This window comes from Xanthomonas sp. NCPPB 1754 (genome assembly GCF_041475725.2).
Lineage (GTDB): Bacteria > Pseudomonadota > Gammaproteobacteria > Xanthomonadales > Xanthomonadaceae > Xanthomonas > Xanthomonas euvesicatoria.
On record NZ_CM192982.1, the window covers coordinates 2,965,730 to 2,986,463 of the forward strand.

The window sequence follows — 20,734 nt, forward strand, 5'->3', positions numbered from 1 at the left end:
GGCGCCTGGATGCGCCAGGCCGCCAGCGCCGCAAGCCACGCGGCCACGCGGCACGCTGTCGCAGGATCTGAGGCGCAGGCAGGCGATGCTGATCTTGCTGCAACCGCTTGCCGCTGCGCGCCATTGGCCGGTGGCCCACCAATCGATGCGTGCGTGCTTCGTATTGCAGTCCATCGCACGCGGTACCCCGCTGCACAGACAGCTCGCGCATGGCATTGAATGCACACTGCCGTGCTACTGGCAGCCGCGCGTGCCGCGGTGGTCGCGCAGCACGCGACGGCTACATTTGGATCTGCACCAACCCACTTTGGCTCACCACTTCGATGGAGTTCTCCCCTGCATGCACACGATCCTGGCTGGCAGTGAGCGCCGTATCGCCCCCTCCACCATCGAGGCCGGACAACCGCCGCAGGACGAACGCCTGCGCGTCCTGCTCGCGGTGCGGATGCCGGCACTGAATGCCGCTGCCGATGCGCTGCTGCACCTGCAGCCCAATACGCTACCGATTGCGCTCACGCGCGCGGAGTTCAGCGAACGCTTCGCCGCCAGTGCGACAGATCTGCAGGCCGTTGCCGACTTTGCCGCCCGCTATGGTTTGACGATGGAGCACGCGCACGCAGACAGCGGCAACGTGATCCTGGAGGGCACCGTGCAGCAATGCGAGGCCGCATTCCAGGTCAGCTTGCGCGACTATGTCGATGGTGCGATGCGCTATCGCGGACGCACCGGCCCGGTATCGATTCCACAGACCCTGGGCGGCATCGTCACCGCCGTGCTCGGGCTGGACGCACGCCCGCAGGCTCAGACGCTGCCCAGCGCGCCTGAGGCGACTGCATCCTCGCCGCCTGCGCTACAGGCCACTGCACCGGCCGACAGTCAGGATGGTCCGATCATGCAATACACCCCGCCGCAGCTGGCGCAGCTCTACGGCTTTCCCGAGCACGACGGGCAGGGTCAATGCATCGGCATCATCGTGCTGGGCGGCGGCTATGCACGCGCGCAGATGGCCGCCTATTTCGCGCAGCTGCGCGTCCCCATGCCGACACTGGTCGATGTGCTGTTGCCCGGGGCCACCAACACCGTCAGTCGCGGCAATGCAGATGCCGATGTCGAAGCGCAGATGGATATCCAGATTGCCGGGGCAATCGCGCCGGGCGCCAAACTGGTGGTGTATTTCGCGCACAACACCGACAACGGTTTTCTGGAAGCGATCAACGCCGCCATCCACGATGCAGAGCATTCTCCCGGCGTCATTGCCATTAGCTGGGGTTTCACCGAATCGCAATGGACGCCGCAATCGCGCCAGGCCTACAACGGTGCGTTTCAGGCCGCTGCACTGATGGGCATCACCGTGTGCATTGCCGCTGGCGACGATGGCGCCAGCGACGGGCAGCCAGGATTGAATGTCTGCTTTCCCGCATCCAGCCCGTTCGTGCTCGCCTGCGGCGGCACTCGGCTCCAGGTCACGGCCGACAGCGCCACCGAACAAGCCTGGGCGAACGGCGGCGGCGGAGAAAGCAGGTTCTTTGCACGCCCTGCCTGGCAGAAGGATCTGCGCATCACCGATGCACGGCACCAGTCGCGCCAGCTGGGCATGCGCGGCGTTCCCGATGTGGCGGCCAATGCCGACGCGCAGACCGGTTACTACCTGTCGATCAATGGGCAGCCGGCCGTGATGGGCGGCACCAGCGCCGCCGCGCCGTTATGGGCGGCCTTGCTGGCACGCATCTACGGCGCAAACCGCATGCAACCCCATTTCGTATTGCCGCGCCTGTACGGTCGACCGGACGCATTCCGCGACATCGTTGCCGGCGATAACGCCGGCTTCCGTGCATCCACCGGCTGGGACGCCAATACCGGCTTGGGCGTGCCCGACGGTGCACGCCTGACGGAGGTGTTGCGACCCGATTGACCGGCGCGCACTTCGTGTGACCGGCCGGGGCCATATGCGGGTTGGCGTTGAATGCCGATGTACCGGCCGCAAGGGCACCGCTCCACTGCGCAGTCGCATGAAGGCGCTGCATTGGAAACGCGAACGGCGGTGGCGTTACAAGCAAGGTATGCGCAGCGCATCCCGACGCGAAACGACGGCGGCATGGCGGCCGGGCCGCACCAGGTGGTACCGGGCGGGCCATCAAACGGGGACCCGTGCCCCTGGGGCAACGGGTCGGTGGCAGCTTTCATCCACTTCGAACTGCTTAGGTCACCACATCCAGCAAGCTCCCCAGCATCTCGTCGGCGCGCCGCAGCACATTGGCATTCGCCTGGAAATCGTTGCGTGCCGATAGACCTTCGACCAGATCGCCGGCTGGCGCAGATGGATCGGCGTTGGCATTCACCACACTGGCCGCCACGCCGCCATTGGCCTGGGTCGTGGCCGCGACAGACTGACGTGGGCTGCCGTCCACTGGCTGACGGGCCACATTGCTGGCCGCCACCTGCTGGCGCAGCGCGGCGACCTGCATTCCGGAACTTGCGATGCTGCTGATGCTCATGGTGGCTCCGGCGTGGCGGTGAGGATTCGAACAAGGCTCAACCCATTGCAGACAACAGGCCGAAGGCAGCAGCGACACGGTCAGCAAGGCTCAGTAAGTCCCTACCCGCACCCGCAATACCACAGGCACATTGCCGTTTGCATCCACACGCCCGAAGTTGAGGCCGTAGTCGGTCTGGTCGCCGTTGAGCTGCCTTTCCATCTGCCAGCGCCCGTCGACATACCGTCCCTGCTCCACCCGCAACAGTTGTCCATGACGGGTATCGGCCGCGTCGCGAAAAAATTCAATGCGCGCAGCCATACCGGTCACCAGGAATTCCTCCGGCCCCAGTTGGGCCACCAGCAGCCGGCCGGCGTGGTCGTCGTTGCCGGGCAGAATGGGCGGCGCATCGCCCCACATGGGCGCACCGAACGACACCTTGGCCTCCCACTCGCCGAAGCGCAGCGTGCGCTGTGGCGCGCCGGGCTGCTCGGCCACCGCCTGCAGGCGGCCGTCGAAGGCGGCCTGCGCCAGGATCCGCTGCATCGGCGCCAGCAGCGTGAAGTTGGCCGCATGGGCTGCAACCGCTGCGCGGTTGGCCTCGCTGTCGGGGTTGCCATCCATGCCGAACACCGAAAAGCCGACCCCGCCCTGCCCCAGCACATGGAACAGATACGGCGCAGTGGCAGCTTCGAAGCCGGTTTCCGAGACCCAGGCCGGATTATCGGGCCGCGCGTATTGGCCGACGACCTTGGTGTATTCGGTGTAGTCGCTGGTGTAGATGTCGGTACCAATGAAATCGATCGACGGCGTGGCCGCGCGCCACAACGCGAATACGTTCACCGTCGCGCCGCCGGACGGATAGTCCATGCCCGGATAGCGCTTGCCCTTGTAGCGCAGCCAGGTGTTGACGTAGAACGGCAGCGGATAGACACGCTTGCCCGCGGCGGCCACCTGTTCGATGTAAGCAGCGGTTGCATATGCGTTGAACGCTTCGGCAGCTTCGGCGCCGAACAGTTGCTGCCAGCTGCCCTGCGGTTTGCCGAGTGCGCGCGCAATCGCGGCTGGTACCGGTTGCGCAAACGCTGCCTCGCCTGCCGGGCCGTGATCGCGCACGGTGCCGATCGCGCCGGGCTCGTTTTCCACCTGCACCAGAATCACCGTGTGGCGGTCGCCATCCACCTTGCGCAGATGCTGCATCAACGCGGTGAACGCACGCGCATCGGCCTGCATGTTGGCGGCCACATGGGGCGACAACACATCCACCGGCTCGCCATTGGCATCGCGCATGCGCGGGTACGTCGCCTCGTCGCGCTTGATCCATTCGGGCACGTAATGCATCTGGCCGTTCTTCCAGCTACCGAACCACAGGAGCGCGACACGCAGGCCCCGCTTGCGGGCGCCGGCAATCAGCGCGTCCACATTGGTCGTGTCGAAGCGGCCCTGTGCCGGCTCGAACTGCTCCCAGTACACAGGCGCTTCCACCGTATTGGCGTGCAGGGCAACCACATCGTCCAATGCCTTGGGCAATACCGCCGGCCATGCGCTGGAGTTATGCAACTGCGCGGCCAGGATGGTATACGGCGCACCATCGACAAACACCGCGTGGCGGCCGTCCTTGGTGACGAAGCGCGGCAGTTCTTCGGCGGCCGCAAGCAACGGTGCGTTGCCAGCCAGCAATGCCAGCGACCACAGCAGACCCGCCACCCGGCTGCGCCGCTGCGGCTTGAATCGAGCAAACAAACGCATCATTGCGTCTCCGATGGCAGGGAATTCCAGTGCGGCGTAGGCTCGTTGCGCAGGTGGCGCACGAAGAAGTCGTACTGGCGACGTTGCACGTAATCGATCGGCCCGCTGGAGCGGCCAACCGAATGCTCGCCACCCGGCACGGTGAGCAGGTCGAATTCCTTGCCGGCCTTGATCAGGGCATCGACGACTTGTGCGGTGGACGCCGGATCCACATTGCTGTCCTGCTCGCCCACGATCAGCAGCAGGTCGCCCTGCAGCTTGCTCGCATTGACCACGCCCGAGGCTGCGGCGTAGCTGGCATCCACCGGCCAGCCCATCCACTGCTCGTTCCAGCTGATCTTGTCTATGCGGTTGTCGTAGCACCCGGCGAACGCAACGCCCACCTTGTAGAACTCCGGGTGACGCTCGAGCGCTCCCAGCGTGCTCTGCCCGCCGGCCGATGCACCGTAGATGCCGACGCGGCTGATGTCGTAAGACGGGTCGTTGGCCGCCAGCGCACGATGCCAGGCAATGCGGTCGGCAAACCCTGAATCGCCCAGGTTTTTCCACGCGACATCATGAAACGCCTTGGAGCGGTTGGCGGTCCCCATGCCGTCGATCATCACCACGATGAAACCCAGATCGGCCTGCGCCTGCATGCCGATCTGCTTGTCGCCGCCGGAGTGATAACCGAACGGCCAGAACGTCTTGGGCACGAAGGAATCATGCGGCCCCGCATAGATGTTTTCGATCACCGGATAGGTCTTGCGCGGATCGTAGTCGCGCGGACGCACCACCATGCCCCAGATATCGGTGGTACCGTCGCGCCCCTTGGCCACGAAGGTCTCCGGCGCGCGCCAGCCGGCGGCCTGCAGCTTGTCGATCGTGCCACGCTCCACGGTGTGCAGCAGCTGGCCATCGATGGCGTGCAGCTCCATCACCGGCGGCAGGTCCGGACGCGAATAGACATCGACGTAATGCAGGCCATCATCGGCAATGGCCACGTCGTGGTCGGCATCGGCGTGGGTCAGGCGGGTCAACCGGCGGCCGTCGAAATCAACGCTGTAGAGCTGCCGGTCGTACGGGTCCTTGCCCGCCTCCATCCCGCTGGCAGTGAACCAGATGCGGCGTTGCGCATCGTCCACGCGCAGCACATCGCGCACCACCCACGGCCCGCGGGTGAGCTGGCGCTTCACCTTGCCGCTGCGTCCATCGAACAGATACAGGTGCCGCCAGCCATCGCGCTCGGAGATCCACAGCACCTCATCGCCACGCGCGTCTACGTCGTGGCGAAAGCTGCGGTCGGCATACACGAAGGTGCGGGCGTCTTCGCCGACTGCCACGCGCGCGCGCCCGCTGCGTGCATCCACCGCAATCACGCGCATGCGCTGGAAGCCGCGTTGCACATAGTCGAACGCGACACTGCGCCCGTCGCTGCGCCACTGCAGCGGCGACAACGAATACGGGTTGTCGAACAACGCCGTGTCCACGTCGCGACGTGTTCCGTCCAGGGAGAACAGCACCGGCCGTTCCACATCCACCGCATCGCCCGGCTTGGGATACAACTGGGTGTGCACCACCGGTTGCCCACCGCCGGCAGGCGCGGCTTCGACGCGGGTGACACGGCGAGCCAGCCCCGGACGCACGCGATACACCGCCAGCTGCCGCGAATCCGGCGACCAGGCAACACTCTCCAGATCGAAATAGTCATCGGCACGGCCGTCGCTGCTGAGCCGGGTGACCTGCCCGTCGGCGACACGGCGCAACACCAGGTTCCAACCATCGGCCAGCACCTCCCACCTGGCATCCGGCGAGCGACGCGGCGTGGTGTCGGCCGGCACCAGCGGGTCGCGCACCACGCCGAAACCGCGTGGGCGTGAAGTGGCCTGCGGCCGAGCATCGGGCGCACAGTGGTAGGTGGTCAGCGTGCAACGCCAGGGCGCATCGTCCAGTGCGAAGACAATGGCGCCATCGCTGCGTTCGCCCTCGGTTGAAAACGAAAACTGCTCGAACGGCAGACGCAGCGCCGCATAGGGCTTGCCGGTTGCCGCACTCAGGCCCTGCGCCACGCGTGCCTGATCGAAGGCCGGCTGCTTCTGCAAGGTGGCCACATCGGCACTGACAAACGCAAAGCCGCCCGGCACCGTCTTGCGGTAATAGAACCTGCCATTGTCCTGCCATTGCGCCGGCCAGGCGACATTCTCCGTCAGCGTCATCCACTGTTCGCGCAGACCCAGCGAACGTTGGTAATCGGCAACGCTGGGCGCAGCCTGCACAGCACCCGACAACACCATCATGTACCCGGCCAGCGCAGACCATCGACGCAAACCAAATGCGCGGCGGCGCGCATCACTCACCATCGTCCTCCTCCAGCGCAAGCTCGTCGCTGCGCAAACCGCTGCGTGCGCCCCAGTGATAGATGCAGAACGCGATGACCGCCACGCTCAACGTATCGAAGGGATGCGCAATCCAGCCATGTCCACCGAACGTGCCCGCCCACGACACCAGCATCACCAGCACGAAGAACACGATCAGCCACAGCGACGCGCGTACCTGCCGCACCAGGCGCGCGCGGCCCTGGCGCGAAGGCAGGCGAAATAGCACGTACAGCACGAACGCCAGCACCTGCAAGCCGAGCAACCACGACAAGGTCAGCCAGGTGGACCAGTACACGATCAACGCCGCAACCATGAACGACAGCGGCCCCATTACCGGCAGGCCACGCACGAAAAATGGGCGTGGCAAGTCCGGCGCGCTGCGGCGCAGGGCCGCCACCGTGATCGGCGCCACCGCATAGCTCAGCACCAAGGCGGCCGACACCACCCCGATCAGCGTTTCCCACGAGGGAAACGGCAGCGTCCAGAAGATCGACAACCCCAGGCTCAACCACAGTGCCGGACGCGGGATACCCGACGCCGGGTCCACCCGCGTCAGCACCGGCAAGAACCCGCCACTGCGCGCCCAGCCGTACACCACGCGCGGCGTGGCATTCATGTAGATGTTGCCGGTGCCGCTGGGCGAGACCATCGCATCGCAGATCACCAGCGCAGCCAGCCACGCCATGCCCAAGGCCAGGGCGATGTCGTGGTACGGCAGCGAGAAGGCCTTGTCGATGCCCGCCCAGCCTTGCGCGAGCTGCGCGGCCGGGATGCTGCCCAGGAACGCCAGCTGCAGCAGCACGTAAATCACCGTGGACAGCGCCACCGACAGGATCAGCGCAATCGGAATATTGCGCTGCGGGTCGCGCACCTCACTGGCCACCGACACGATCGGCGTCAACCCCAGATACGCGAAGATGATGCCGCCGGCCGAGATCGCCGCTTCCACACCGGCCATGCCAGAGGGCGAGAACCCATGCACGCTCAGATTGCCGGCATCGAAGTGCTGCATCAGCAGCACGATCACCAGGATCGGCACCAGAAACTTGAAGATGCTGACGATGTTGTTGGCCAGCGCGAAGGTCTTGACGCTGAAATAGTTGAGTACGAAAAACAGCACCAGCAAGGCCAGCTGCACCAGCCAACCCGCCACGCTGGGATGGGTGCTGTTCGGCTGGCTCAACCACGGGAACCAAGCCGCTGCGTATTGCCGCGCCGCCTCCACTTCGATCGCGATCAGGCTGGAGAACGCGATCAAGGTGATGAAGCCGGTCAGCGAACCGAGCAAGGCGCCATGCGAATACTCCGGGTAGCGCACCACTCCGCCGGCGCGCGGCAATGCCGCGCCGAGTTCGCAATACACCAGCCCGAGCAGCAGCACCGCGATACCGCCGAGTATCCACGACACGATGCCGGCCGGCCCCGCGATCGATGAGACATGGCTGGCCGAAAACAACCACCCGGAACCGAAGATCGAACCCAGCCCGATAAAGGTCAGGTCGGTGAGGCTGAGGCGCTTGTGGAACTTGCCTTGCGTAGTCGCAGCGTGTGTGGTCATACGTCGCCCCGAAGTGTGGAAAGCGCGGTTACTGCACTTAGAGCATCACGTGCGCGCACGTGTCAGTCGCTGGCAGAGGCCTTCGCCTCTGCCGATGCCTCTGCCGGGTCATCCGGCGGGTATGGCGACACGCCGCCATCGGCGATGAAGCGGTCGATGCGCGCTTCCAGCACCGGTAATGGCACCGAACCGGTCTGCAGCACCGCATCGTGGAAGTTGCGCAGGTCGAACTTTTCGCCCAGCGCGGCTTCTGCCTTGCGGCGTAGCTCCAGTATTTTCAGCTCGCCCAGGTAATACGACAGCGCCTGCCCCGGCCAGGCGATGTAGCGGTCCACCTCGGTGGTGACTTCGTGCTCGCTGAGCGCAGTGTTGTCGCGCAGGTAGGCCTGCGCCTGCTCGCGCGTCCAGCCCTTGTGGTGGATGCCGGTATCGATCACCAGGCGGCAGGCGCGCCACATCTGGTAGGTCAGGTAACCGAAGCGGTCATAGGGTGTGTCGTACATGCCCATTTCCTGGCCCAGATACTCCGAATACAGCGCCCAACCTTCTCCGTAGGCGGAGATGAAGCCGTAGCGACGGAACTCCGGCAAGCCTTGCGCCTCTGCCGCGAGCGGCATCTGCAATGCGTGGCCCGGCGAGGACTCATGCAGTGTCAGCGCGGTCAGGTTGTACAGCGGCCGCGACGGCAGGTTGTAGGTATTGACCAGATAGATGCCCGGCCCGCCGCGACCGCCGGTGTAGAACGGCGCCAGCTCCGGCGGCACCGGCTCGATGGCGAAGCGACGGCGCGGCAGCCGGCCGATGTAATCGCCCACCTTGGCGTCCACGCGCTTGGCGATCCAGGCCGCCTGCTTGAGCAACTCTTCCGGGGTCTTGGCGTAGAACTGCGGGTCGGTCCGCAGGAAGTGCAGAAACGCCGGGAACACCGCCTGCCCGGCCGGCGGCTTGAAGCCGCTGGCCGCGATGGTCTGGTCCATCTGCGTGCGCAGCTTGGCCACCTCCTGCAAGCCGATCTGATGGATCTGGTCGGGGCTCAAATCCAGCGTAGTGAACTCGCGAATCTGCGCACGGTAATACGCCTGGCCGTCCGGCAACGCTTCGCCGGCCAGCGTGGTGCGTGCGCGCGGCTGGTAGTCATTGCGGATGAAATCCAGCAGCTTGGCGTATGCCGGCACCACCTGTGTATCGATGGCCTTGACTGCCTGCTGGCGCAGTTGCGCCTGCACATCGGCCGGCAGCGTCGCCGGCATCTGCTTGAACGGCGCGTAGAACGGGTTGGCCTCGCCTTTGGCCTGCGCCACATCGGCGATGGACTGGTCGCGCCCGGTCATCGTGACCCGCGGCTGGGTGAAACCGCGCGCCAGCCCGGCGCGCATATTGTCGGTGTGCTCGGCGAAATAGCGCGGGATGTCGGCCAACATCTTCAGATAACGCTGGTAATCCTCGCGCGTGCGCAGCGTGGCCTCGGCGCTGAAGCCCAGATCGCTCCAGAACGCCGAGTCGCTATTGAACGGCATTTCCCAGGCGCGAAAATGCTGCTGGTCCAGCAGTACCTGCAATTGCTGCCGATACACCTGGTAGCTCACCTGGTCTTCGGCCGACAACTGTGCCTGCGGGATGGCATCCAGTTCCTTCAACACCTGTTGCCAATACGCCGTGCGCTGGTTCTGCGTGGCGACATCGACCTTGGGCAGATGGTCGGCCTGTTGCTCCTGCGTGGCCTGGTTGTCTTCATCCACCGCGCCCGACGCCTGCGCCTGGCGCCAGCGCCACTCGCGTGTGTACAAGGCCTTGAAGCGTGCCGCTGCAGTGTTCTGCGTGGCCGCAGCCGCAGCCTCGGCCGCGTGCACAGGCAAGGCCAGCCCGCCCAGGCAGGCCGCAATCAACAGGGTCAATGTGCTTGCGCGTAACGCGCTGGTGGTGCTCATGGGTATGCCTCCGGCGCCGCCTTGGCCTGCGCAATCCACTGCCGCACCCGTTGCTGCAACAGTGCCAGCGGCATCGCGCCTCCGCCCAGCACCGCATCGTGGAAGGCACGCACATCGAAGCGCTCACCGAGTTCCTTCTCGGCTTCCGCACGCAGCGCCAGGATCTGCAGCTGGCCGAGCTTGTACCCCAGCGCTTGGCCCGGCCACACGATGTAGCGATCGGTTTCAGACTGGATGCTGGGCTCGTCATCGGACGGATGTGCGTGGAAGAAATCCACCATTTGCTGGCGGTTCCAGTGCTTGTAGTGCACGCCGGTGTCGAGCACCAACCGGTTGGCGCGCAGCAATTCGCCGGACAGGCGCCCATAGTCGTTGTACGGATCTTTGAAGAAACCGATCTCCTTGCCCAGGCGCTCGGCATACAGCGCCCAACCTTCGATATAGGCGTTGTAGCCGGCCTGCTGGCGGAACGGCGGCAACGGCAATGTCTGCGCAAGCGAGATCTGCAGGTGATGCCCGGGCACGCCTTCGTGGTAGGCGGTGGTTTCGATATTGATCAACGTGCGGCTGGCGAAGTCACTGGTGTTGACCTTCACGATCGCCGGCTTGGTGCCTTCCGGATTGCTCTGCCAGTATTCGGCGCCCGGTGCGGTACGCCGGAACGCCGGCATCGCCTGCACTTCCAGCGGGGTCTTGGGCAGATGGCCGAACAACTTCGGCAGCTGCGGTTCCATCGCTGCGATGTACTGGCGGTATTGCTGCAGGATCTGGTCGCCCGAGGTGGCGAAGTGTCGCTTGTCGGTCTCCACGGCCTTGCGGAAGCTGGCCAGATCCGCAAAACCCTGCGCCTTGGCGATCTGCGTCATCTCGCCTTCGATGCGCGCCACCTCCTTCAGACCAATCTGGTGGATGTCCTCCGGCGCCATGTCGGTGGTGGTCTGGGTGTGGATGGCGTAACGATAGCGGAGCTCGCCATCGGGCAGCGACCAGACACCTTCCTGCGCGCGCCCCTGCGCGGCATATTCGTCGCGGACGAACGCGGCCAGCTTTGCGTAAGCCGGGCGCACCTGTTGGTCGATCGCGGCGAGCAGCTGTTGGCGCAGCACATCGCGTTGATCGGCCGGTACGGCGGCGTCGAGCTTTTTCAATGGCGAGGCGAACGGGCTCTGCTCCCCGGTCAAGGCCGCAATCTTGTCGATCTGCTCGGGCAAGCGCTCCAGCAGATAACGCGGCTGGGTGAGGCCGTCCTTCGCCCCCTGCCGCGACACTGCGATCACCTGGTCGATCACCGTCGGAATCGCCTGCAGCCGCTTGATGTAGTCCTGGTAATCCTTGGCATTTTCGAACGGGAAGGCATCGCCGTAGCCGGCCAACGCCAACTGTATGCCGCCGATCGGTTCCAGCGGCATTGCATAGGTCTTCAGGTCGATCCCTTCCAGCTTGTCGCGCAACTGGCCCAGCATCATCTGCAGGCTGAGCTGGCGTTGCTCGTCCAGCGTCTTGGTATCCACCGCTTCGAACTGCTTGAGCAGGTCGGCCGTTGCGCTGCGCTCTGCCTGCACGGCCTCCAGCGAGTAATCGCTCCAGCGGTCGTTGTAACGCTTGTCGCCGATGATGCTGGCGAACTCGGGGTTGTGCTGCAGTTGGTACTGCCACTGCTTGTCCAGCAGCGCATCGAAGGCCTTGGCAGCCTGCTCGCCGGTCGAGGCGGAGGCAGGTGTAGCCGCCCGCTCCGCTGCGGGCGGCGCCGGCTTGCAGGCGGTGACCAAGGCCGCGGCGAGTAGACCGATGGCAACGGGACGCAGGTGTTTCATGCATTCACTCCAAGATGCAATGGCGGCTGTAGGAGCGCGCCTGAGCGCGACGGCTTCATCGGGACTGCCCGTCGCGCCCGGGTGCGCTCCTACGCGTGCGTGAACCTGTAACGGCTCACGCAAACGGTTGATCGATCGCCACCGACGGCGGCGTGAACCACTGCGCGCCATCGTCGGTCACGTGGAAATGGTCTTCCAGGCGCACGCCGAACTGTTCCGGCACCACGACCATCGGCTCGTTGCTGGCACACATGCCCGGCTGCAACGGCAGCGCATTGCCGCGCACCAGGTAAGGCGCCTCATGAATCGCCAGGCCGCAGCCGTGACCGGTGCGATGCGGCAACCCGGGCAATCGATAGTCGGGGCCGAGCCCGGCTGCCTCCAGCACCTTGCGCGCAGCCTGATCCACCGCCTCGCATGCCACGCCCGGGCGGATCGCTGCGAATGCCGCCGCCTGCGCGGCCTGCTCCAGGTCCCAGATGCGCTGCTGCGCGTCGTTGGCCGCGCCATAGATCCAGGTGCGGGTGATGTCGGAGTGGTAGCCCTGCACGGTGCAGCCGGTGTCGATCAACACCAGTTCGCCTTCGCGCAGGTGCTGCACACCCGGGATGCCGTGCGGAAACGCAGTGGCGTGGCCGTACTGCACGATACAGAAGGTCGATCCGTTGTCGGCGCCCAGCGCGCGGTGCGCCTGGTCGATGAAGCGCACCAGTTCATCGGTCCCCATGCCCTCGTGTGCGATACCGGCCGCCAGCCGCTGCACCAGCAAGGTCATATCGCAAGCCTGCTGCATCAATGCCAGCTCGGCCGGCGACTTGCACATGCGGCAGCCATCGATGATCGCGCCGGCATCACGAATGGCCTTGCCCAGATGCGCACGCAGACCGGTATGCACGGCGAACGCAATGCCCGGGTCCAGCGCCAGGGCATGCGCATGGCGCTCGTCCATGGCCTGTACCACCAGTGCGTACGGGTCGTCGTGCTCTTCCCACAGGTATTTGGTCACCGGGATCTTCAGCACCGCATCCAGCGAGCCTTCCTCGAACATCGGGCAGATCAGCACCGGCTCGCCATCCAGCGTCAGCAGCAGGGCCACCAGACGCTCGCTCGCCCCCCACGGCACGCCGGTGAAATAGCGCAGCGACGTGCCGGCACCGATCAACAGCGCATCCACGCCATGCGCGCGCATGAGGGTGCGCGCACGCTCGATGCGGCGCTCGTATTCGTCCGTGGCGATCGACGCGGCGCATTGTGTCCACGGCGTCAGTTGCGCACGCGCTTGCGCAAGCGACAGCCCGCCGATCTGGCTGCTCATGCGCCGGCTCCAAGATCGGCCGTGCTCCATTGCCCATCGACCAGACGTGCCACGCCGCCCGGATTGCGCTGGCGCAGTTCGGCAGGCAGCAGTGCATCGGGCACCGCGTCGTAGCTGTGCAAGGCGGCAAAACGGCGGATGGCGCCGGGCATGCCCACCGCCGTGAAGCCCGGATGCCCGGTGCTCGGGAACGGGCCGCCGTGGTTCTGCGCCGCGCTCACGACCACGCCGGTCGGCATCTTGCTGTTGATCAACCGCCCTACCCGCGCGCGCAACACCGGGGCGATGGTCTGCCACGCCGCATCGTCGCTGCCGTCGGCCGCGCGGTACAACGTGCCGGTCAGGTTGCCTTCGAACGCGGCAGCCACCTGTGCCATCTGCGCCACATCGGCTGCGCGCACCAGCAGGCTCACCGGGCCGAAGGCTTCGGCCTGCAGGGCGTGCGGGTTGGCCAGAAAGGCTTGCGCATCCACGCTCAACAAGGTCGGCGCATAGCGGTAGCCATCCTCGCCGGTGTGTCCGCCGGCCAGCATGCTGGCGCCGGCGGCACGCAGGCTCGCCACACCGCGTTGCACGCCTTCTACACCAGCGGCGGAGAACAGCACCATCGGCATGGCCGCTTCGAAATGCGCCTTGGTGGCCGCAACGAACGCATCGCCAGCCGCGCCATGCGGCACCACCACCACACCGGGGTTGGTGCAGAACTGCCCGCTCCCCAGCGTGCAGGAGGCGAAGAATTCCTGCGCAAGCGCATCGCCGCGTTCGGCCAGCGCGCCCGGCAACAGGAAGACCGGGTTGACGCTGGAAAGCTCGGCATAAAACGGCACGCCCGCCGCGTCTGCGGCCGCCTTCAGTGCCAGCCCACCGGCACGGCTGCCAGTGAAACCGATCGCGCCCAGCCGCGCATCGCCCGCCAAGCGCAGGCCGATGGCAGTGTCGAAGTGATACAGCAGTTGCACCGCCGCCGCAGGCAGACCGGCCCCAACCAAGGCCTGATGCGCGAGCTGCGCCATGCGCTGGCTGGTGGCCGGATGCAACGGATGCGCCTTGGCAATGACCGGGTTGCGCGCGGCAATCGCCGAGGCGAAATCGCTGCCGGCGATCGCATTGAATGCGAACGGAAAGTTGTTCGGGCCGAACACCAGCACCGGTTTGCCCAATGGCGCCAGGTGCGAACGCAGGTCTGCCGCGCTGTCGATGATGGGCTGGGTCCAGCTGTAGCTGCGCACGGCCTGTGCGGCGTGCCGCAGTTGGCCGCTGGTGCGCGGCAGTTCGTTGCCGCGCAAGCGTGTGGGCGCCGGTAACGCCGTCTCGGCATGCGCCAGCGCGACCAGGGTCTCGGCGTCGGCATCCAGCGCGTCGGCATAGCCTTCCAGAAAGGCCGCGATCCGCTCGACCGGTGCGGCCGCCAACGCCGCCGCCACTGACTGCGCCGCAACCACGGCCGCTTCCACATCGTCCGCACCACTGACCGGAAAGTACGGCCCGATCGGCTCGCCGGTGGCCGGGTCGGCAGCGCGGAAGCTGCCGGTGGCGGCGCGGCTGGCTTGCCATTGCCCTGCCAGCAGGATCTTGGCTGCGGCCGCGGGAATGGAGTGGTTCGTATCGTTCATTGCGGCACCTTCGGTGACAGGGAGGCAGGACCTGCGCTCGGTGCGCTGGCGGCAGACCAAAAAGACGATGAGGATGCAGCACTGGATGCCACATCCGCATCGGCCAACGCATCGCGGCGCGCGCAGGCAGGGCGCGTGCTACGAATCGGCACAACTGGCGCCTGGCGCTCACCCGCAGGCACGACGGACCAGGGCAGCATCAGTGCGCCATCAAGACAATGTAGGCGCGGTGGCGATGGCATGGTCGATCACCTTCAAGGCGGCATCGCGCTCGGCGCCGGCCACCACCAGGCGCGGCGCACGCACCTGCTCGCTGCCCATGCCGACCTTGGCCTGCACCAGTTTGATCAGCTGCACGAAGGTGGGCACCGTATCCAGGCGCAGCAGCGGCAGGAACCAGTGGTAAAGCTCCCTGGCCGCCGGGTAACCGCCATCGCGGGCGAGTTCGAACAGGCGCACCGATTCCTTCGGATACGCATTGACCAGGCCGGCGATCCAGCCCTTGGCGCCCATGCTCAGGCCTTCGACGATGGCATCGTCCATGCCCACCAGCAGCGCCAGGCGATCGCCCAGCAATTCCTGGAGCGCAGCGAAGCGGCGCACGTCGCCGGAGGATTCCTTCACGGCCTGCAGGTTCGGGAATTCGGCGGCCAGCTCGGCGATCTGCGCCGGGCCGAAATCGGTCTTGTAGGCCACTGGGTTGTTGTACAGGATCACCGGCAGATCGGTTGCGCCGATCACCGCGCGCACATGCGCGCCCATCTCGCGCCAGTCGGTGGAATACACGTACGGCGGCAGCACCATCAAGCCGCCGCAGCCGATGTCCTTGGCCGCCTTGGCCAGCGCGACCGCTTCGCCGGTGGCCAGGCTGGCGATGCCCGGCACCACCGGCACGCGACCGTTCAGGGCGGTGACCAGTGTGCGCAGGATCGCCAGCTTGTCTTCCACGCTCAAGGTCGCGGCCTCCCCCAACGAGCCCAGCGGCACGATCGCGGTGCAACCGGCATCCACCAGTTGATTGGCGTGCTTGCCGAGGAACTCGTGGTCGATGTCGCCGTTGGCGGTGAACGGGGTGGTGATGGCCGGCAGCACGCCGTGCCAGAACGCAGCATTGCTCATGGATGTTTCCCTTGCGAGTCGGAAGTGAACGAGTCGGCCAGCGCCGCGAGGCGGACCGGGAACAACGGCGGCCGGCGGCCGGCGTCGGTAGAAAGATCGGGCGGGCAGCGCCCCAGTTCGGCCAGCGCAGCGCCGCAGATACGGCCCTGGCAGGCGCCCATGCCGCAGCGCGAGGCGAGCTTGGCGTCGCGTGCATCGTCGAAGCTGTCCAGGGCGGCCAGCGGCACGTCTTCGCAGCGGCAGATCAAGGTGTCCGCCTGTGCCAGCGTGCGGATGCGCGGGTCAAGCGCGAAGTGCCGTTGCAGCAGATCGGCAAACGCACGCGCGGCGTCACGCCGTGGCTGCAGACGCAGCGCCGCCTCCGGTGCATCGGCCGCCATGTGTCCGGCCATCGCTCCTTCGATCAATGCGCAATCGCGCCCGCCGATGCCGCAGACTTCGCCGGCGGCAAAGATCTGGTTAACGCTGGTACGCAACAGCGCATCCACCTGCACCTGCTGGTGCGCGCCGCAGGCATGCAGCTGACAACCCAGCAATTGCGCAAGCTCGGTGTTGGGCACCAGGCCATAGCCCACCGCCAGTTGATCGCAGGCCAGACGCGTGCGGCCGCCGGGCCCGGCGAGCTCCACTTCGCGCAGCTGCGTGTCGCCATGCGCGGCAACCACGATGCTGCCGGCGCGATATGCCACTGCACGCAGCTGCAGGCGCAAGGCCACCGCCTGCGCGGCCTTGCCCGGCCAGCGCCACAACTGCAGTGCGAACTGGCGCAAGGCGGCCGGCGAGGTCTGTTCGTGAATGCCGAGCACCTGCGCGCCATGCCGTTGCAACGTGGCCGCACTGGCCAGCAACAGCGGGCCACTGCCGGCCACCAGCACGCGCTTGCCGGCCAGCGGCCAGCCCTGCTTGGCCAGCGCCTGCGCGGCGCCGGCACCGGTGACGCCGGGCAAGGTCCAGCCTGGAAATGGCAACAGCAATTCGCGCGCACCGGTGGCCAGCACCAGGGCGGCGTAATGCAGTTGCAGCGTGCCGTCGGGGCCATCGGCCAGCAGCCAGCCCGGTTGCGCCAGCAGAATCTGCGTGCGCGTCAGCACGGTGATCGATGCATTGCCCGCCACCTGCTGCCGCAATGCGCGCGCATCGGCCGGCACGCCGTGTTGCACATCGCTGCGCCACACCTGACCGCCGGTACGTGGCTGCATGTCGACCACGCCCACGCGCACGCCTTGGCTGGCCGCCGCCTGCGCCGCCGCCAGCCCGGCCGGGCCGGCGCCGATCACCAACACATCGAAATGCAGCACGCGCTCAGCCATCGGTGCGCACCTGCATGCCATCGCATGCGTCCACCAGGCAGGCGCGTTGCTGTCCCACGCCATCGATGCGCACGCGGCATTCGAAACACACGCCCATGCCGCACAGGGGCGCGCGCGCTTGCCCACTGCTCGATTGGCGAAACTGCAACGTCGCCTGCGCCACGGCCGCCGCCACGCTGGCACCGGCCGGCACCTCGACCATGCGCCCGTCCACCTGCAGACGCACCGTCGCGCTCATGCGGGCGCTCCTTGCACGGCACGCGCCGGTGCGTAGGGCGCCGGGTCGATGGCCGGGGTGCGCCCGAGCAGGCTGTCCACGATCACCCGTGCGCTCCCCAGCGCCGTGGTGACCCCCAACCCCTCGTGACCGGCGGCCACCCACACATCGCGTCGGCCGGGCACCACCCCCAAATACGGGCGCCCGTCCGGCGTGGCCGGACGCAGGCCGGTCCACACGCGGATCGCCTGCAGCTCGCGCAGGACCGGCAGGTACGCAAAGGCGCGCTGCAGCATCTGCTGCAGCACCGGCATCGACAAGGCGCGGTCGTGTTCGCCGAACTGGCGCGAGGAGCCGATCAGAATCTGCCCGGTGGGCCGCGGCTGCACATTGAAGGCCACGCTGGTGTCGTCGGCCCCGTGCGCCGAATCCGCATAGCCCAGTTCCAGCAGCTGATGCCGGATCAGCCCCGGGTGCCGGTCGGTGATCACCAAATGGCCCTTGCGCGGGCGCAGTGCCAGCTCGGGCAGCAACTGCGGCAAGGCCACACCGCTGGCCACCAGCACCGGCCCGGCGAGCGTCTGCCCATCGTCCAGACGCACCGCATGCGCCTGCAGCTGCACCACGCGGCGGCCGGCAAACAAGCGTGCACCGGACGTGCAGGCCACGCCCACCAAATGCCGCGCGACCCGCGGCGGATACACCACGGCTTCATCGGGCACGCGCATGCCGCCAGCCAGCCCGGGCACCAGCTGTGGCTCCAGCGCATACAGCTGCGCGGCATCGATCGCTTCGGCATGCAGGCCGGCCGTTGCCAGGCGCGCGATCTTGGCTGGCACCGCCGCCAGTTCGCGCGCATCGCGGGCCACCCACAGCGTGCCGCAGCGGCTGAATTCGGCGTCGCTGAGCGTGGCGAAGCGTTCCCATAGCCGCAGCGAATACGCCGACAACGCCAGCTCGGCCGGGTCGTCGTCCATCGCCACCAAATGCCCCATCGCCGCGGCGGTGGCGCCGCCGCCGATCGGTCCCGGCTCGACGATGGCCACGCGAAGGCCCTCGCCCGCCGCCGCTTCCGCGCAAGCGGCGCCCACAATGCCGGCGCCGATCACGATCAGGTCGTAACTGCGTCGCGTGTACGCGGCAGACGCGGCGGACCCGGATTCGGCAACCGCACCCAATCCAGGCGCCGCTGCCGACGCAGGCGTTGCAGCAGCAGTTCCTGCCATCGCAGCAGACAGTACTGCGCCAGACGGCGTGACCGACGCAAGCACCGGTGCGGGCCGCTGGGGTTCCATCAGGCCACGATGCCCCAGGCGAACGGGTCCGCCGGGTCGATCACCAGTTGCGCGCGCGCGGTGATGTACGCCCGCCCACTGATGCGCGGTGCGATGCCACGCCCGCTCAACCGATAATTGCCTTCGAAGGCGCTGCCCAGAATGCCTTGCTGCACCCAGCGCTCGCCTTCGGCCAACTTGCCGTCCGCCGCCAGGCAGGCCAGCTTGGCGCTGGTGCCGGTGCCGCATGGCGAGCGGTCGTAGGCCAAGCCCGGGCACAGCACGAAATTGCGCGCCACGCCGCTACCGTCGGGCGCAGCGCCGTTGACTTCGATATGGTCGATCTCGCCACCTGCCTCGCCAGTGATCCCGGCCGCTTCCAGGGCCAGCCGAACCGCCTCGGTGTAGGCGGTCAGCTCGCGCTGATGCGCCAGGTCCAGCGCGCACGGCGCCTGCTCGGTGATGAAGAACCAGTTGCCGCCCCAGGCCACGTCGCCGCGCACCCGGCCATGCCCCGGCACCTCCACCTCCACCCCGCTGGCAACGCGATAGCTCTCGACATTGTCCACCCACACCGTGCCGTCGTCGGCCAGCTCCACGCCCACCGTGCCGACCGGCGTCTCGATCCGGTGCTGGCCCGGGCCGATGCGCCCCAGCTCGGCCAGCGTGCGGACCACCCCGATGGTGCCGTGCCCGCACATGCCCAGGTAGCCCACGTTGTTGAAGAAGATCACCCCGGTGCAGGCGCCTGGGTCGCGCGGGGGCAGCAACAAGGCGCCCACCATGGTGTCCGACCCACGCGGCTCGCAGGCGATGGCGCTGCGCCAGTGGTCGAACTCGCTGCGAAAGCGTTCGCGGCACTGCGCCAGGTCGCCATCGCCCAGATCTGGAAAACCGGAAAGGACCACGCGGGTAGGCTCGCCAGCCGTGTGGGAGTCGATGACGTCGATGGTGTGCATACCCCATGCTCCCACTGCCGACCTGCGGGCGACTAGCGTTCAATGCCAAGTGAAAATGCGGAAATCTGCACAATCATCAACCCGAATCACAACCGCGCGTTTGCGCTAGGATCATTGCTGGGCTGCACCGTCGTGCAACCGTCTAATCGTGACCGCTACCATGACCCTGATGGACCTCAACCTGCCCGCCCTGGAAATGCAGACGCTGTTCGATGCACTGCCGGATGTGGTGTTCTTCATCAAGGACAGCGAGGGCCGCTACACCCATTGCAACCTGACCCTGGTGCGCAGGTTGGGACGCAAGCTGCGCAGCGAGATCATCGGCCGCTCGCCGCTGGAAGTGTTCCCGTTGCCGCTGGGCGGCAGCTACATGATGCAGGACCGCCGCGTGCTGTGCGGCGAGCTCATCGACAACCAGCTCGAAGTGCATCTGTACCCCAACCGCCTGCCGGGCTGGTGCCTGACCTTCAAACGCCCGCTGTGCGAGGCCAATGAGGTGATCGGCGTGGTCGGCATCTCACGCGACCTGGGCCAGCCCGACAGCCGACATTCCGCGTACGAACGCTTGAGCCAGGTGATGGAACACATGCAGGCCAACTTCGGCGACAACCTGCGCGTGCAGAGCCTGGCCGACCTGGCCGGGTTATCGGTGGCGCAACTGGAACGCCACTTCCGCCGCGTGTTCCAGGTCACCCCGCAGCAATTGCTGACCAAGTTGCGCATCGAATCGGCGATGCGGCTGCTGTACGGCGACGACAGCATCGCCAGCATCGGGCAACGCTGCGGGTTCGCCGACCAGAGCGCGTTCGCGCGTCAGTTCAAGGCCACCGTCGGCATGACGCCGCGCGATTACCGCGCGCTCAAGGGTCAGTTATAAGGACACAACTTCGCGTTGACACATCGCTGGCACAAATGCCGAATTCGGCAGGATTTGCCATGCACTGGCGCAGCCGGGGCAGTCGCCAGACCTGCGGGACTGCGCTGCATGCAATGCGTCCGGACGCGGCGCCGCGCTAAAGGCAGCGTCAAGGTGTCAGCAGGGCCGGA

The 20,734-nt window shown here is 66.7% G+C and carries 15 protein-coding genes; 2 read left to right on the top strand and 13 right to left on the bottom strand.

The annotated features are described in order from the left end of the window. Positions 1-340 precede the first annotated feature (340 nt). A complete protein-coding gene (locus ACCQ15_RS13020) occupies positions 341-1,912 on the top strand; it encodes a S53 family peptidase (protein ID WP_136732690.1) in 1,572 nt (523 codons plus the stop codon). Positions 1,913-2,198: 286 nt separating this feature from the next. On the opposite strand, the gene ACCQ15_RS13025 is transcribed toward ACCQ15_RS13020, so the two are convergent. From ACCQ15_RS13025 to ACCQ15_RS13085, 13 genes are all read right to left on the bottom strand, one after another. Further along, positions 2,199-2,495 (bottom strand): flagellar basal body rod protein FlgC, encoded by a 297-nt coding sequence (locus tag ACCQ15_RS13025; RefSeq protein WP_031423173.1) that lies wholly within the window; start codon positions 2,493-2,495, stop codon positions 2,199-2,201. 90 nt (positions 2,496-2,585) lie between these two features. Next, a complete protein-coding gene (locus ACCQ15_RS13030) occupies positions 2,586-4,223 on the bottom strand; it encodes a DUF5597 domain-containing protein (RefSeq protein WP_083348027.1) in 1,638 nt (545 codons plus the stop codon). Next, positions 4,223-6,562: a S9 family peptidase gene (locus ACCQ15_RS13035; protein WP_372380646.1), complete on the bottom strand. Its 2,340-nt coding sequence runs from the start codon at positions 6,560-6,562 to the stop codon at positions 4,223-4,225. The genes ACCQ15_RS13030 and ACCQ15_RS13035 overlap by 1 nt, the downstream gene beginning before the upstream one ends. Then, complete coding sequence (locus ACCQ15_RS13040) at positions 6,552-8,138, bottom strand: APC family permease (protein ID WP_372380647.1); 1,587 nt, start codon at positions 8,136-8,138, stop codon at positions 6,552-6,554. Before ACCQ15_RS13040 ends, ACCQ15_RS13035 begins: the two co-directional genes overlap by 11 nt. Positions 8,139-8,200: 62 nt before the next feature. Beyond that, complete coding sequence (locus tag ACCQ15_RS13045) at positions 8,201-10,066, bottom strand: DUF885 domain-containing protein (RefSeq protein WP_057682160.1); 1,866 nt, start codon at positions 10,064-10,066, stop codon at positions 8,201-8,203. After that, complete coding sequence (locus ACCQ15_RS13050) at positions 10,063-11,880, bottom strand: DUF885 domain-containing protein (RefSeq protein ID WP_372380648.1); 1,818 nt, start codon at positions 11,878-11,880, stop codon at positions 10,063-10,065. The genes ACCQ15_RS13045 and ACCQ15_RS13050 overlap by 4 nt, the downstream gene beginning before the upstream one ends. A gap of 115 nt (positions 11,881-11,995) precedes the next feature. Then, positions 11,996-13,195: a M24 family metallopeptidase gene (locus tag ACCQ15_RS13055; RefSeq protein WP_372380649.1), complete on the bottom strand. Its 1,200-nt coding sequence runs from the start codon at positions 13,193-13,195 to the stop codon at positions 11,996-11,998. After that, on the bottom strand, positions 13,192-14,808 hold the full coding sequence (locus ACCQ15_RS13060) for an aldehyde dehydrogenase family protein (RefSeq protein WP_372380650.1): 1,617 nt from the start codon (positions 14,806-14,808) through the stop codon (positions 13,192-13,194). The genes ACCQ15_RS13055 and ACCQ15_RS13060 overlap by 4 nt, the downstream gene beginning before the upstream one ends. 210 nt (positions 14,809-15,018) lie before the next feature. Beyond that, entirely contained in the window at positions 15,019-15,927 is a 909-nt protein-coding gene (locus ACCQ15_RS13065) for a dihydrodipicolinate synthase family protein (protein WP_057682163.1), read from the bottom strand. Further along, positions 15,924-17,237: an FAD-dependent oxidoreductase gene (locus ACCQ15_RS13070; protein ID WP_372380651.1), complete on the bottom strand. Its 1,314-nt coding sequence runs from the start codon at positions 17,235-17,237 to the stop codon at positions 15,924-15,926. The genes ACCQ15_RS13065 and ACCQ15_RS13070 overlap by 4 nt, the downstream gene beginning before the upstream one ends. Next, a complete protein-coding gene (locus tag ACCQ15_RS13075) occupies positions 17,230-17,475 on the bottom strand; it encodes a 2Fe-2S iron-sulfur cluster-binding protein (protein ID WP_008571374.1) in 246 nt (81 codons plus the stop codon). Before ACCQ15_RS13075 ends, ACCQ15_RS13070 begins: the two co-directional genes overlap by 8 nt. Then, positions 17,472-18,632 (bottom strand): NAD(P)/FAD-dependent oxidoreductase, encoded by a 1,161-nt coding sequence (locus tag ACCQ15_RS13080; protein WP_014090456.1) that lies wholly within the window; start codon positions 18,630-18,632, stop codon positions 17,472-17,474. Before ACCQ15_RS13080 ends, ACCQ15_RS13075 begins: the two co-directional genes overlap by 4 nt. A 116-nt stretch (positions 18,633-18,748) precedes the next feature. Further along, positions 18,749-19,687, bottom strand: coding sequence for a proline racemase family protein (locus tag ACCQ15_RS13085; protein WP_008571377.1), 939 nt, complete (start codon positions 19,685-19,687; stop codon positions 18,749-18,751). A 160-nt stretch (positions 19,688-19,847) separates the two neighbouring features. On the opposite strand from ACCQ15_RS13085, the gene ACCQ15_RS13090 reads away from it, so the two are divergent. Then, a complete protein-coding gene (locus ACCQ15_RS13090; RefSeq protein WP_007965956.1) occupies positions 19,848-20,564 on the top strand; it encodes an AraC family transcriptional regulator in 717 nt (238 codons plus the stop codon). The last annotated feature ends 170 nt before the right edge of the window (positions 20,565-20,734 follow it).